We start from the raw sequence: 13345 nt of genomic DNA, 5'->3' as shown, positions 1-13345 counted from the left end.
GTACTCGACGTGGATCACCATTTTTTACATCCACTATTGACTGATTGTAATCCTAAACACACTATCCCAGTTCGTTTTTCATGTAATCCAAGTTGAACATTTTTTCTCCCCCAACCAAACACGATTTCGGTTTGTCTGGCACTTCCTCCACAATACTTGAGACACATTTCAGCTTGAAATGAACGACGCTCTGCTCCCGTCATTTTTGAGGCTGCTAAACGTAAATCATCGACCATCGACGGGGTTAAGGGATGATTTGTCTGTTTTAGCTTCAATTTACTCTCTCTAATCTTTTTACCTCTTCATTTTAATCTATTTCTTCTGTTTTTTCAGACAAGCCAATTATGAAATTTTAAAGTTGTGTACCAAGATCCGCTAACTCTCTGTTCCTTTTATTTCTTGAAAGCCTTTAGTCCAAGCGATTACCCCCTATGGGAAAAGCTTTCTCGGAAATTACCTTATTAATGGAGAAGATCGCACTTCTGAGGAGTTTTATTCTTTTAGTAATCATCACTTATTTGGAGTTAATTATCGTTCTCAAGTTTTAAGTTTCTATCGCTTCAAAATTCATCTTTTGAAGAAACAAATTATTACTAATCAATTTACTGATAAAGAGTTAGAAAAAAAGCAGGAAGAATTAGAAAAATTACTAGAAAAAAATTATCGACCTAATCAAGAATTATCTGAACCATTAAAACTTACTCAATTTTGGGAAGAATGGGAAAAAATGTATGGAGAAAGCGGTTTAGTTAATCCTAGAGGTGATAGTTTGTTAACGGAGTTAGCTGTGTGGGCAATTAATAGATTAAAACCTAAGTTACTAATGATAAATTATAACGATCCTGATTATGTTCATTGGGGTTATAAATCACATTATACTAGGGGTATTTCTATTATTGATCAAGGGATTAAAAGATTAGTTGATACAATTAAACTTGCTGAAGAATATAGAGATAATACAGTCTTGTGTATTGTTCCTGACTGTGGACGAGATTCTAATCCCTTTTTATCAGTCCCCTATCAACATCATTTTAATTCAAAATCTGCTCATGAAATTTTTGCACTTTTTTGGGGCAAAGGAATTAATAAAAATAAAGTTATTGAACGTCAAGTTTCACAAATTGATATTGCACCAACCATTGCGAAAATTATGGGTTTTAATGCAGAGTATGCAGAAGGAAACATTTTAGAAGAGGTATTTATTTAAAATGATGATCAAACGAACATTAGGGTTAATATTTCTGATTCTAGTTACTACTTTTTTTAGTCAAGACTTACTAACAGCTATTATTATTCTCGGATGGACTTATCGATGGGTAGGTTATTTAGTTAAACGTCGTCTATTTCGTTTATCCCCTCTATCTAACACATTTACCTGGAATCAATTTCTTATTCGAGAAAAGAATAATAATCAAGACATAAGCAACTATAGTTATCCTAAACTATGGGAAACTCCTCAGCAAATAAAATGTCTTAATCATCCTCGTTTTAAATGGTTGCATCGTATTTTATATTCTTTAAAATTACATTTTAAAATTGGATTGTCGGGAATTTTAGCAACTTGGATTTTTACCTTGATTCCTTGTTTATTATGTGCCTATGCTTGGTATGTAGGCTGGCATATTTCCTTCAATAAAATATATGAACAATCAGAAACAGGGGCCTCTCTGGGATTTTTGGGAACTATTCTTTTTACGGTTATAATGTTGTATGTTACCCTAGCACAAGCCCGTTATGCTTTAACCAAAGATTGGCGGAGTTTTTTGTCATTTAAGTCAATAAAAATCTGGGTTTGTCATCGCCCTTTACAACTATTTATATTAGCAATTAGTTATTTATTTAGTAGTTTCATTCTTTTCATTATCAAAATAATACCTGTATTTTTACCTATAATTAATCCTGATTTAGAAAGTTTAAATTCTACACAGGCACTGCAATTTCTTAATGATTATTATTTCTGGACTGGAATTATTAGTTTAGGTTTATTCTTTGCCTTGAAAATGATGGACGGATTTATTTATTCAGGGGTTTTAGTTGAAACTTGGCAAAAAAATATAGTTACTGAATATGATTTACACCAAGAAGAAATATATTATTTAAACAAGTTTCGATTTTCTTCTAACCTAACTTATTCTAATCAAAAACCCATCCAAAGAATAATTATTTCTAGTGTATCCATTGCTTATCGAAGTAGTTTAATAATACTTATTTTTTTTACTTGGTTTCTGTTTAGCTTTTTGCCCTTTATTTCAGAATTTTTTAATTATTATCCCCAAAGGGGTTTCTTAAATCAACCCCTAGTGCAAATCCCTTGTTTTCGCTATGTTCCTCAAAGCTTAGAAGACAACAAGAAAAGGGTTTAAGAGATTATTTACCTTGGCCTTGAACCACTTGTTTAAGAGTAGTAAAAGTTTCCAAGGAAATCAAGCCACGATAATGCCCTTTTTGATTAGAAACTCCTAGAAATAAGGACTCACCATAGGTGGGATGACGATCAAAACGAGGGGAATTATTAATGTATACTAAAGCACTATCAATTTCTGTGGCAAATTGACGACTTTCTGTGTAAGAATCAGTAACTAAACAATCTGCATGACCACTACTGTATTGATTAATCCAAGTAATCCCTTCAGATAAATTATCAACTATCTTAAAAGCAATAATTTTATCTAAATATGGGGTACTCCATTCCGAGGCTTTGACCGGTTTTAAATGATCCTTATATTCTTCTAATAGCCTCTCATCCCCTCTTAATTCAAATCCTTGTTCCTGTAGAATGTTGAATAATCTCACTAAAATAGAGGGTTTTTGGTCAGGACTAATTAATACTTTCTCGATCGCATTAACGGGATCTGGTTCACTACTATGACTATCCAGAATTACCCAACGGACCATCTCTAAATCAACCGTAGGAGACCAATATAAATAACAATTCCCCATGGCCGACTTTAACACAGGAGCCGTTGCCCATTGAGTAACTTGTTCAACTAAACTGGGACGGCCATAAGGAAGAACCAAACTGAGATATTGATGCTGGGTAACTAAATCTTGAATAGAAGCCCCTTGTTCGGCTGAAATTACCTCCAAACACCCTGTAGGCAGTTCTGTGTCTTTCAGAGCAGTTTGTAGTATGTCTGCAATGACCTGATTAGAATGGGTTGAAGAATTACATCCCCTTAAAAGTAGGCTATTGCCTGTTTTTAAACAAAATCCAGCAGCGATCGCCCCCAACTCAGGGAAGGTTTCATAAACCAAGGCAACTACCCCTAAAGGCTTCAACTGAGAATAGGTTCCTGCCATATTCAGCCGATAGGGGGCGTTAAACACTTGTTGGATTGGATCAGGAAGTTCCGCCAAAGATTCCAGAATTTCAACGGTATTTTTCAACCTCTCTGGGGTCAATTTTAACCAGTCAATCAATATGTCAGGAATGGCCATTTCTCGACTCATTTCCAGATCCAGGGTGTTCGCCTCCAGAATCGCATCAAAGGAACGGTTTAGCCCTTTAGCCATTGCTTTGATTCCTAGAGAGCGGTCGAGGCTGTCACTGGTTTCTAAAGCTAAGTAAGCATTATACGAGCGTTCAACCGATGTTAACAGCCAGTTAGGAGAACTTTTAATGGTCATACAATTTGTCTTAACGTCGATAGGCCAACCAGAAGATAATTGCGGGCAAAACCATGAATAAACCGGCCAAAGCGATACCAATGATGATACTTGGCCCTAAAGAGGATTGCAATGCCAACAAAAACCATCCAATTAATATTACTACCATCATGCCAGTCATGATCGGTAGATAGCCGTCTCTTAATCCAGGGCGGATAATTAACCAACGGTAGCCTGTCCAACGCCAGATTCGCTTATAAGGATAGCTGGAAGATAACTGTTCTATGTTTTGCCCATTGTCTTCCACTACAAAAATTTGCTGACAGCGATCGCAGCCAAAGGCTTCTGTGAGGACAATAGGTAAAAGATGTCCTTTTCGCCGACAGGGACAAGGATAGTCCTGATTCAAATCTATTTTTACGGGCTTATGGGGTCGTACGAGTGTCAGGGTAGTAACTCCTAAAGTTAGCTCTATATCTCTATGGTGTCCCTGATTTTTGGGATCATCTTTCTACTCAATCTAAACTTAAGATTTGGCTGTCTCAAGCTACCTATTGGACTTTGGATAAAAAACAATTGTTAGCGTAAATTTTACGCTAAACATATCTCCAGAGCTAAATAGAGAATTAAGGTGATTTTAAAAACTCTCTTTCCATCTTTTTAGGGGATTTTAAATATTAAATAGCTTCATTCAGTTTCGGTTCCAATATAGATATCTAAGTAGCTTTCAGTTAGAGATTGAATGACTCGTTCTAATTCATCAATGAGATTTCTTCTAGTGAGTTTTTCTGCAGCATCAATATGAGCAGAACTTCCGGCTCTTCCTAAATATTTATATTTGGTTTTTTTCTCATTATTAGTGGCTATAGGAAAAATTGATTCAGCAGCCTGTAGTTTATAATACCAGTAGATTGTTCCCTTTCCATTAACCTGATAACGAATAATATGACAATTAGCTGGTGCTACTTCCCCTTCCCGTTCAATTTTCTTTATTTTCTGTTTAAGAGAGCGAATTAGACTCTTAATTTGTTTGGCTCTCAGGTGGACATCTTGACTGGTCTTAAGTTCGGAATGTGATGACATTAGCCTTAACTGTAACAAACAACCTCTTTTGATGTTAGCGTATATATTCAGCTAATTTATAAGGTAATAAATTTTAAAAATGACCAAAAATGAAACGGCTACGTCTGTCGAGGAATTCCTGGTGTGGAGGTCTAACCTCTTCCAAGGACTAAAAGCTAGAAAAGAAACTATTATAGAATTACTCGATGCCCTCTCCAGTAACCAACAAGCTCACTCAGTCGTTGAATTGTCTCTCAATCCTTTATTTAGAAGAGATTATAACAGTTTATATAGAGGAATTCAAGAGTTTTACCCACTCAAACTGACCCTAATTATGAACAGAGAATTGAGACTTTATTTTCAGCGGTATCGAGAACAATTCCTCCCACTTCAAAACATTATAACTTATTTGGTATTGACACAACTCCCTGTCCACGACCGTTTGCCGAAACGTTAGCGGATAAAACCTTTATTCATTACCCCAATCCAATTAAGGGAAATAAACCCATTAATATTGGACATTGTTATTCCGTTGTCTGCGCTTTACCTGACCAAATAGACACAGAAAAAGTCCCTTGGGCTGTCCCCTTATCAGGAGAGCGAGTCCCCTCTAAACATAAAGGAGTAAATCAAGGCAATCAACAACTAAAAAAAATCTGGCAAAGTTCTTTATTTTCTGATAAATTATCTGTCTTAGTGGCTGATAGTGACTACAGCCAAAAGGATTTTATTGGGGAACAAGTTAAGCATGAAGACCTAGTTACTATTACAAGAGTTAGAAGTGACCGAGTTTTTTATCGTCAATTTATTCGGGACCCAAATCAAGCCAAAACTTCGGGACATCCCCGTTGGTATGGGGATAAATTTGACCTTAAAGATGACCAAACTTGGACTGAACCTGATGAAGTTCATCATGTTCCCTTTACAACGAAAAAAGGTCGTCAATTAACAGTGACTATTTCGGGATGGAAACAGATGTTAATGAGAGGAACTAAAAACTATAAAATGAACAATCACCCCTTTACTTTACTCCAGATTGTTGTCAGAGATCAAGAAAGAAATAGTATTTGGAAACCTATGTGGCTTATTGTTATTGGTTCTCGGCGCGATGAGTTAAGTTTAGTTGATTGTTATCAGTGTTATCGACAACGTTATGACATGGAACATCTTTTTCGATTTGGTAAACAAAGATTATTGATGACATCTTATTTAACTCCCGATGTACATCATGAAGAAAATTGGTTTAAACTAACACTTCTTTCTTATGTAAATTTGTGGGCTGCCAGAAAATTAGCTGTGGTTTTACCCCGTGATTGGGAACAGTATTTGAAGACTAATAAATCCATCAAAATCACCCCTAGTCTAGTTCAAAGAGACTTTTCAAGAATAATTACGACCTTGGGGACTTTCGCCAAATTTCCCAAACGTCGAGGTTTTTCTTCCGGACGTATTAAAGGTTACAAAAAAGCCCCACGAACTCGTCATGATGTTATCAAGAAAGGGAGCAAAAAATCAACTGAAAACTTAAAAGCTCCTTAGTTTTCCTCAGAATCTATAGATTAGCCCTATTTGTCAGCCAATTTTATTGACTGATACAGAGCCGATATTTTGGGATTTTAGTTTAGCGTAAAATATACGCTAACAAACTTTTTTTGTCCAAAGTCCAAGGTCAAGGATGCGCTCAGTTTATTAGTCCCAAGATTAACTTCAACAATGTCCGCTTTGACCGTTGCGATCTTCCTGAACAAACCCCAGTAGAACCAGTTCCCGAACCTTTAACCATTCTTGGTGCAGGAACTGCCGTTGCTTTTGGAACCAGTTTCAAACGCAAATTAGCTAAAGCTAAATCTAAAAAGAAATAGAAATACTCAATTTCTTTTTTTAAATAGAAATGTTTTTTTTATCGGGTGATAAATTCTCGTAAGAAAAACAACTTTTGTAGGGGCTTAATAAAATTAAGCCCTTTAATTATAAACATCATGAATAATTGATAATTAATATTATCCCCCAATCTGTGACATGGTACGGTTATAAATTACTGTATCATTGCCTGAGTCTCTTTCTTGATAATTAATATCTGGTTTAATAGCTAATAAGTGAGCAACTTTTTCTCTTATTTCTCTTGTCTTTGTTCCCTTTCTTAATAAGTCTTTTAGATCAATTTGTCCTGTTTCATTTAATAAACAAGGGCGTAACCAACCATCAGCAGATAAACGCATTCTATTACAGTTATCGCAGAAACATTCTGACATTTGACTAATAAATCCTAAAGTGCCTTTTGCTCCAGGAATTTTAAAGACATCAGCAGGACCATTTCCTTTAATATTACTCTCGATAAAACCCCATTTTTGTCTTATCTTATCCCTTATTTCTTCCGAAGGAACCCAGGTGCGATCGCTAAATAATTCCGCATTACCAATGGGCATAAATTCAATAAAACGAATGTGCCAATTTTTATCAATACTCAATTCAGCTAGGGCTTCAATTTCAGATTCATTGACCCCAGGAATAACCACAATATTTAATTTTAAAGGATCAAAACCCACATCATAGGCCGTTTGAATACCCTGCCAAGTGTGTTGCCAAAGATCCTTTTTTTTATGTCCAATAATTGTCTTAAATGTATCAGGATTTAAAGAATCTAAACTAATATTAATTCGTTTTAAACCTGCTTTATATAAATCTGCTGCTAAGGACGATAATAAAAAGCCATTAGTTGTCATAGATAAATCTTCTGTGGCTGATAATGAAGCAATATCCTGCACTAAATCAACGATACCAGGCCGTAATAAAGGTTCCCCACCTGTCAAGCGAAATTTAGAAAATCCTAGAGGAATAAATACTTCTTTTAATAAGGTAATAATTTCTTCATGAGTGAGTAATTCTTGACGTAAAATATAGTCTAATTCTGCCCCTTCCGGCATACAATATTGACACCTAAAATTACAGCGATCGATGAGACTAATACGAAGATAATCAACTCTATTCATGATTGAGGGTTTAAGCAAAATGGCAAGTTTGTCTCTAGTATATCAACTTTAACAATGGATAATGGATAATGGATAATGAAAAAATTAATTCTAAATCCGCGCAGACCCCTCCTGTTACCCTCCTGGGAGGGGTTAGGGGTGGGTGAAGTTCTAAATGCCTAAAATGTCATTCCGAGGTACGAGGAATCTCCCTTAACCTCTTAATCATATAGGTAGTGCAATAGTAGAGTCATAATAATCTTAAGCGCCCAAACAAATTATGAATAGTAACAATTATTCTTTTTGATTGAACCATTCTGTAATACCATTGGCTAAAAGAATAGCTAAATTTTGCTGTTGTTGCGCATCTGTTATCCATTCAAACTCTGTTGGGTTGATCATAAATCCTAATTCTAATAATACAGAAGGGGCGGCGTGGGGACGGGTTAAAGCTAAGTTATTCCAAAAGACTCCATAGGAAGGACGTTCACCTTTTTCTACTAAATAATCATGGAGAAATTTGGATAAATCTTCTGCTTGAGGATGATACCAAAACATCCCTATTCCTGCGGTATTAATGGCATCTCCATTATCAGGTAAAGCATTATAGTGAATGGATAAAGCTACGGCTGGCTTTACCTCATTAATCATTTTAACACGGTCTTGTAAGGAAACAGTTTTATCGCTTTCTCTAGTCATATAAACTGTTGCACCTCGTTTTAATAACTCTTGTTTTAACAAGTTAGAAATTACTAAATTAACAGATTTTTCTGGATAACCATTGGGTCCTCTTGCTCCTAATTCATTACCTCCATGACCCGGATCTAAAAGGATTTTTACATTTTTCAAAGGCTGACTATTTTGACTCTCCATTTTAGGGGGATGGCGGAGGGTTAAAATCAAGTTTGTACCTTCATATTTTAGATCATATCCCCATTGTTGTTCTGGATAGAGTTCAAAGTAGTATTCAATTTTACCAGGGCTAACTTGTTGCCAAGAAAAGCTTTTTATTAAAGGTTCATATTCTAAAAAGATTGTATCAGTTTGAGCCGTAGTATTATATAAAGTTAATGTAAATTTATTCCCCATTTGATTAACCGAAACAGGAACAGGTAGAGTTAAGGGAAAAATCACTTTAGTTTCTTCATTATCTTTTTCAAACTTGGCACTTTTAATAATTGCCTTTGCCGAGGATAAATTAGGAATAATCCTGGTTTCTTGTGCCTTGATCCAGGCACCATAATCAAGCTGTAACCATTCACCCTCTTGACCAATGACTGATACTGTGGTTCCTTTAGGTAAAGGAGTTAAACGAGAATAATTGGTACTAGGTCCCGTTCTAGCAACACCAGCATCTGCTGTTACTTCAACAATTTTTAGTTGATTGGGATTGAGAATATTAACGCTCCCTTCTCCTTTTTGTGCAATGGTTTTATTGTTTATTTTTAGTTGGAAATTCGGGGTTCCTAATTTTCCAAATTGATTAAATTTTGTACAACCTTGATATTTAGTAAATGAGTTGATAACAGGTTCGTTAGAATCAGTAAGAATAGAATAATTTGCAGGAAGTTCTACTGACTTATCGCGGGGTAATAAAGGAATAGTTTTATCAGCAATAGTAACAGATACTTGAGCATTAGGAGAAGCGATCGCCCCAAAACAAATAGGGGTGTTGGGCAACACTGATATTGGTTGATTAGGACTCAAAGAATTATCAGCAAAACCGCCCCCTTGAGGAATAATAGGTATTGTAGAATTACGAGTGACGGTTAAATCAATTGTTTGATTTTTGTGGCGTAAAACAAAGCGATTAACCCCTAATTTTAAAGGAAAAGATGGGGCAAAATGCCCTTGGTTACTGCGTTGTATTTTTTGCCCATTGATCGTCACATCTCCTTGAGGTGCAGCAGTGCCAATCAAAAATATTTGATCAGCAGTGGTCTGATGATTTTTCGGAGGATAAGCTATATATAAGGGCTGTTGTGCATGGGCAACCGAAGTCATAGCCGGACTAATATTAAGACTGAGAAAGCTGACAAAGGTTAATCCTAACAATTTTGACATATATTCCTCTGATAAGTGAGTTAATCAACTTATTGTACTTAATTTGCTGAACTTGGGTAGCACCTAAAACCTGAAACTGATAGCTAAATGCTGACCTTGCTGTTGATCAAAGCAAAAAAAATTTTGTCATAGGTTAAATTTACTCGAAGAATAGGGAACAATAGAAATAGATTCTTTCTAGATAAATCACAAATTACCATCGTTAAAGCTATGAATTCCGCTACCGAAGTCAAACCACAAGACACCAAAGACGAATTAATGCCAGTGGTACAAACATGGAATTTAAGTAAAGTGTATCATACTGGTTTTTGGATGAATCAAAAATTGCGATCGCTTAATGATTGCTCATTCTCTGTTTACAAAGGAGAAACCTTCGGGTTACTCGGTCCCAATGGTGCAGGGAAAACAACCCTATTGAAAATGTTATTGGGTATTGTTCGTCCCAGCACCGGCCGCGCTGTCTTATTGGGGTATCCAGTAGGAAATCTCTCTGTCAAACAAAAAATAGGTTATTTACCTGAAAATGCTTATTATTACGACTATTTAACCGCCTGGGAATTTCTGGAATTCGTCGCAGGTTTATTCCAAATTCCCAAATCGGTTCAAAAAAGACGGATTCCCGAATTAATTGATTTAGTCGGGTTGGCACAAAAAACCGCCAAAAAGAAACAATTAAGACGCTATTCTAAGGGAATGCTGCAAAGGGTTGGTATGGCCCAAGCATTGATTAATGACCCTGAAGTGGTGTTTTTCGATGAACCCATGTCGGGACTCGATCCCTTGGGACGCTATCAAGTTAGAGAAATCGTTTTATCTCTCAAAGAACAAGGAAAGACCATTTTCTTTAACTCCCATGTCTTAACCGATATCGAAAAAATCTGCGATCGCATCGCTATTTTAGCCAGAGGGGATCTATTCTGTGTGGGGTCTCTCGAAGAAATTTTAGGCCGTTCCGATGTCTATCAAGTTATTGTTCAAGGTGGTACCAAGGAAGCTCTAGAACCTTGGGTATCGGGTATTAAAGAGATTGAACATACCTGGCACGGACAATTAACAGGGAATCCCCATGATTTTATCGAATTTCTCTCCACCATAGACGCTCAACTACTTAGTTTAAACCGCGCCCGTGCTTCTCTGGAAGAATATTTCGTCCAACAACTCAGAGAAAGAGGCATTACATCGAGTCAATAAATCATGGGGTGGGTTAGGCGCAGAGATAAATTTTTATCCTTGCCGTAACCCACCATATCAAATAGCTAGTGGACTATTATATTGATCAACCATCCTCCCTCAATAATTATGACTATAGTAACCACCATTAAATCTTTGCCACTGGTTGATATTACCCTAGACAACTTCAAACCCTACGGACAGCTAATAACTCCTTCTGAAGATGGCAAGGTATACGATGAAATCGATGCTCAATTAAACCTCAAAAATGGCATCCCTAGATTCTATATTATGCGCTTAACAGAACGGGGTCGTTGCTTTAATCGCATTACTCGTCATGAACAATGTACCCAATGCCTGGGATCATTGGAAGGAAAAGAGTGGTTTTTGGGGGTTGTACCACCTGGAGACGAAAATTATCCGAATATTGAACAATTACAAGCTTTTAGGATTCCTGGTAATTGTTTTATTAAGTTAGAAGTTGGCACATGGCACGCTGGCCCCTACTTTGATCATGATTTTGTGAACTTTTATAACTTAGAGTTGAGCAATACTAATGTTGTTGATCACTTTACCTATGATTTTCTCAAGAAAGATAACTTGACCTTTGAGATAATTTCCTAGTCAAAGCCCCATCAGATGGGGCTTAATGGTATTAAGCCCCAAGAATAGATAAGTTTTACTTGTCTTTACTCTTCTTTAATATAAGAAAATATTTGGTCAAAGTTCTTTACAAAACTTGATGAATTGTTTTAGTATAGAAATGTCAAAACAAAACGTACCTTGACAAATTAATAAGGAATTATAACCATGACAACTACCTTACAACAACGCGAGAGCGTTTCTTTGTGGGAACAGTTCTGTCAGTGGGTGACAAGCACCAACAACCGCATCTATGTAGGTTGGTTCGGTACTTTAATGATCCCCACCCTCTTAACTGCTACCACCTGTTTCATCATCGCCTTCATCGCTGCTCCTCCCGTTGACATCGACGGTATTCGTGAGCCTGTAGCTGGTTCTTTACTCTACGGAAACAACATCGTTTCCGGTGCAGTAGTTCCTTCTTCCAATGCGATCGGTTTACACTTCTATCCCATTTGGGAAGCTGCTTCTTTAGATGAGTGGCTTTACAACGGCGGTCCTTACCAGTTAGTAGTATTCCACTTCTTAATCGGAGTATTCTGCTACATGGGTCGTCAGTGGGAACTTTCCTACCGTTTAGGAATGCGTCCTTGGATCTGTGTTGCATATTCTGCACCTGTATCCGCTGCTACCGCAGTATTCTTAATCTACCCCATCGGACAAGGTTCCTTCTCTGATGGAATGCCTTTAGGAATCTCTGGAACCTTTAACTTCATGTTTGTGTTCCAAGCTGAACACAACATCTTAATGCACCCCTTCCATATGTTGGGTGTTGCTGGTGTATTCGGTGGATCTTTATTCTCCGCTATGCACGGTTCCTTAGTAACCTCTTCTTTAGTTCGTGAAACCACCGAAGTTGAATCTCAAAACTACGGTTACAAATTCGGACAAGAAGAAGAAACCTACAACATCGTAGCTGCTCACGGTTACTTCGGTCGCTTAATCTTCCAATACGCTTCCTTCAACAACAGCCGTGCTTTACACTTCTTCTTAGGTGCATGGCCTGTAATTGGGATCTGGTTCACCGCAATGGGTGTATCCACCATGGCGTTCAACTTAAACGGTTTCAACTTCAACCAGTCTATCCTTGACTCTCAAGGCCGTGTAATCGGAACCTGGGCTGACGTATTAAACCGTGCAGGAATCGGAATGGAAGTAATGCACGAGCGTAACGCTCACAACTTCCCCTTAGACTTAGCTTCTGCTGAGCCTGTATCCGCTCCTGCAATCAATGGTTAATTCCTTGATAAAAACTAAATATTAGCAAAAAAGCACTCTCAGAAATGGGGGTGCTTTTTTGTTGTGGATAAGTAATAAGGAAACAGCAATCACGAAAATTGACGGATAACGTTATACGTCATCAAAGTGTAATACTATAATTGTCATTGGTGAGGAACGAGGAATCTCTGTAAGGGTCTAAAAATGAAGGATGATAGAGAGAATGGCCTAAAATAGAAACAATCCCCCAAAAAGCTATTTAGGGGACAGAAAAACATAATTTACTAATAAGGAGTATAACTCATGAGCCAAACACCAATAACGGTACAGTATCGCTAAAATTAAACAGATTAACTCCACCCATTTCTTTTCCCGTATCAACTCTGCGACCATTTTACAACGAGACAAGACTTTTCATTGCCTCGGAAAAACTCTCCAAAATAGCCCTAAAAATCTCCTATCGTTATCAGTCTACAGTTTCACCTAAATTAATACTACAAACCCAAGGTGGAATGTTAAATAAAAATTGGAGGGGGAAATTTTTTAAACCGGTGGAATTACCCTTTTATTTTTCTTTAAATCCCCTTCCTTAAAAAACTTTACTCTTGATTTTA

The 13345-nt window shown here is 36.9% G+C and carries 10 protein-coding genes and 3 pseudogenes; 7 read left to right on the top strand and 6 right to left on the bottom strand.

The window, feature by feature from the left end; translation table 11 throughout:
- Window positions 1-17 precede the first annotated feature (17 nt).
- Window positions 18-236, bottom strand: a pseudogene (locus tag CWATDRAFT_RS23825) (hypothetical protein); the annotation flags it as partial.
- 338 nt (window positions 237-574) lie between these two features.
- Here CWATDRAFT_RS23825 and CWATDRAFT_RS23820 point away from each other — a divergent pair.
- Both CWATDRAFT_RS23820 and CWATDRAFT_RS23815 read left to right on the top strand, forming a co-directional pair.
- The gene (locus tag CWATDRAFT_RS23820) at window positions 575-1207 is read left to right on the top strand and encodes a sulfatase-like hydrolase/transferase (RefSeq protein WP_007307399.1); all 633 of its coding nucleotides are present in this window, start codon (window positions 575-577) and stop codon (window positions 1205-1207) included.
- A gap of 1 nt (window position 1208) precedes the next feature.
- Entirely contained in the window at window positions 1209-2363 is a 1155-nt protein-coding gene (locus CWATDRAFT_RS23815; protein WP_007307400.1) for a hypothetical protein, read from the top strand.
- Between the two features lie 4 nt (window positions 2364-2367).
- Here CWATDRAFT_RS23815 and CWATDRAFT_RS23810 read toward each other — a convergent pair whose 3' ends face one another.
- The 3 genes from CWATDRAFT_RS23810 to CWATDRAFT_RS23800 all read right to left on the bottom strand — a co-directional run bounded on the left by CWATDRAFT_RS23810 (window position 2368) and on the right by CWATDRAFT_RS23800 (window position 4689).
- Complete coding sequence (locus tag CWATDRAFT_RS23810) at window positions 2368-3627, bottom strand: glutamate-5-semialdehyde dehydrogenase (RefSeq protein WP_007307398.1); 1260 nt, start codon at window positions 3625-3627, stop codon at window positions 2368-2370.
- A gap of 10 nt (window positions 3628-3637) precedes the next feature.
- Window positions 3638-4015, bottom strand: coding sequence for a hypothetical protein (locus CWATDRAFT_RS23805; protein ID WP_007307397.1), 378 nt, complete (start codon window positions 4013-4015; stop codon window positions 3638-3640).
- Window positions 4016-4293: 278 nt separating this feature from the next.
- On the bottom strand, window positions 4294-4689 hold the full coding sequence (locus tag CWATDRAFT_RS23800; protein ID WP_007307396.1) for a hypothetical protein: 396 nt from the start codon (window positions 4687-4689) through the stop codon (window positions 4294-4296).
- Window positions 4690-4768: 79 nt separating this feature from the next.
- Between CWATDRAFT_RS23800 and CWATDRAFT_RS23795 the strand changes: the two are divergent.
- Together CWATDRAFT_RS23795 and CWATDRAFT_RS40385 are read left to right on the top strand one after the other, a co-directional pair.
- Window positions 4769-6207, top strand: a pseudogene (locus CWATDRAFT_RS23795) (NF041680 family putative transposase).
- 224 nt (window positions 6208-6431) lie between these two features.
- A pseudogene (locus CWATDRAFT_RS40385) lies at window positions 6432-6530 on the top strand (PEP-CTERM sorting domain-containing protein); the annotation flags it as partial.
- 138 nt (window positions 6531-6668) lie between these two features.
- Here the strand turns inward: CWATDRAFT_RS40385 and moaA are convergent.
- Complete coding sequence (gene moaA / locus CWATDRAFT_RS23785; RefSeq protein ID WP_007307395.1) at window positions 6669-7658, bottom strand: GTP 3',8-cyclase MoaA; 990 nt, start codon at window positions 7656-7658, stop codon at window positions 6669-6671.
- Between the two features lie 273 nt (window positions 7659-7931).
- The gene (locus CWATDRAFT_RS23780) at window positions 7932-9701 is read right to left on the bottom strand and encodes an N-acetylmuramoyl-L-alanine amidase (protein WP_007307394.1); all 1770 of its coding nucleotides are present in this window, start codon (window positions 9699-9701) and stop codon (window positions 7932-7934) included.
- 210 nt (window positions 9702-9911) lie between these two features.
- Here CWATDRAFT_RS23780 and CWATDRAFT_RS23775 point away from each other — a divergent pair, with 210 nt between their 5' ends.
- From CWATDRAFT_RS23775 to psbA, 3 genes are all read left to right on the top strand, one after another.
- Window positions 9912-10892 carry an ABC transporter ATP-binding protein gene (locus tag CWATDRAFT_RS23775; protein ID WP_007307401.1) on the top strand — a complete coding sequence of 327 codons (981 nt, stop codon included), beginning with the start codon at window positions 9912-9914 and terminating at the stop codon, window positions 10890-10892.
- Window positions 10893-11000: 108 nt separating this feature from the next.
- Window positions 11001-11495: an ureidoglycolate lyase gene (locus tag CWATDRAFT_RS23770; protein WP_007307402.1), complete on the top strand. Its 495-nt coding sequence runs from the start codon at window positions 11001-11003 to the stop codon at window positions 11493-11495.
- A 186-nt stretch (window positions 11496-11681) separates the two neighbouring features.
- Window positions 11682-12752, top strand: a complete 1071-nt coding sequence (gene psbA, locus CWATDRAFT_RS23765) for a photosystem II q(b) protein (protein WP_007307403.1) — start codon at window positions 11682-11684, stop codon at window positions 12750-12752.
- Window positions 12753-13345 lie beyond the last annotated feature (593 nt).

It is taken from the genome of Crocosphaera watsonii WH 8501 (assembly GCF_000167195.1).
Taxonomy (GTDB): domain Bacteria; phylum Cyanobacteriota; class Cyanobacteriia; order Cyanobacteriales; family Microcystaceae; genus Crocosphaera; species Crocosphaera watsonii.
This window is presented reverse-complemented; position numbering and strand designations above follow the sequence as displayed.

Coding starts and splice junctions, on each gene's coding strand:
- CWATDRAFT_RS23815 (WP_007307400.1), top strand. CDS start 1,209: ATGATGATCAAACGAACATTAGGGTTAATATTTCTGATTCTAGTTACT.
- CWATDRAFT_RS23810 (WP_007307398.1), bottom strand. CDS start 3,627: ATGACCATTAAAAGTTCTCCTAACTGGCTGTTAACATCGGTTGAACGC.
- CWATDRAFT_RS23800 (WP_007307396.1), bottom strand. CDS start 4,689: ATGTCATCACATTCCGAACTTAAGACCAGTCAAGATGTCCACCTGAGA.
- moaA (WP_007307395.1), bottom strand. CDS start 7,658: ATGAATAGAGTTGATTATCTTCGTATTAGTCTCATCGATCGCTGTAAT.
- CWATDRAFT_RS23780 (WP_007307394.1), bottom strand. CDS start 9,701: ATGTCAAAATTGTTAGGATTAACCTTTGTCAGCTTTCTCAGTCTTAAT.
- CWATDRAFT_RS23775 (WP_007307401.1), top strand. CDS start 9,912: ATGAATTCCGCTACCGAAGTCAAACCACAAGACACCAAAGACGAATTA.
- CWATDRAFT_RS23770 (WP_007307402.1), top strand. CDS start 11,001: ATGACTATAGTAACCACCATTAAATCTTTGCCACTGGTTGATATTACC.
- psbA (WP_007307403.1), top strand. CDS start 11,682: ATGACAACTACCTTACAACAACGCGAGAGCGTTTCTTTGTGGGAACAG.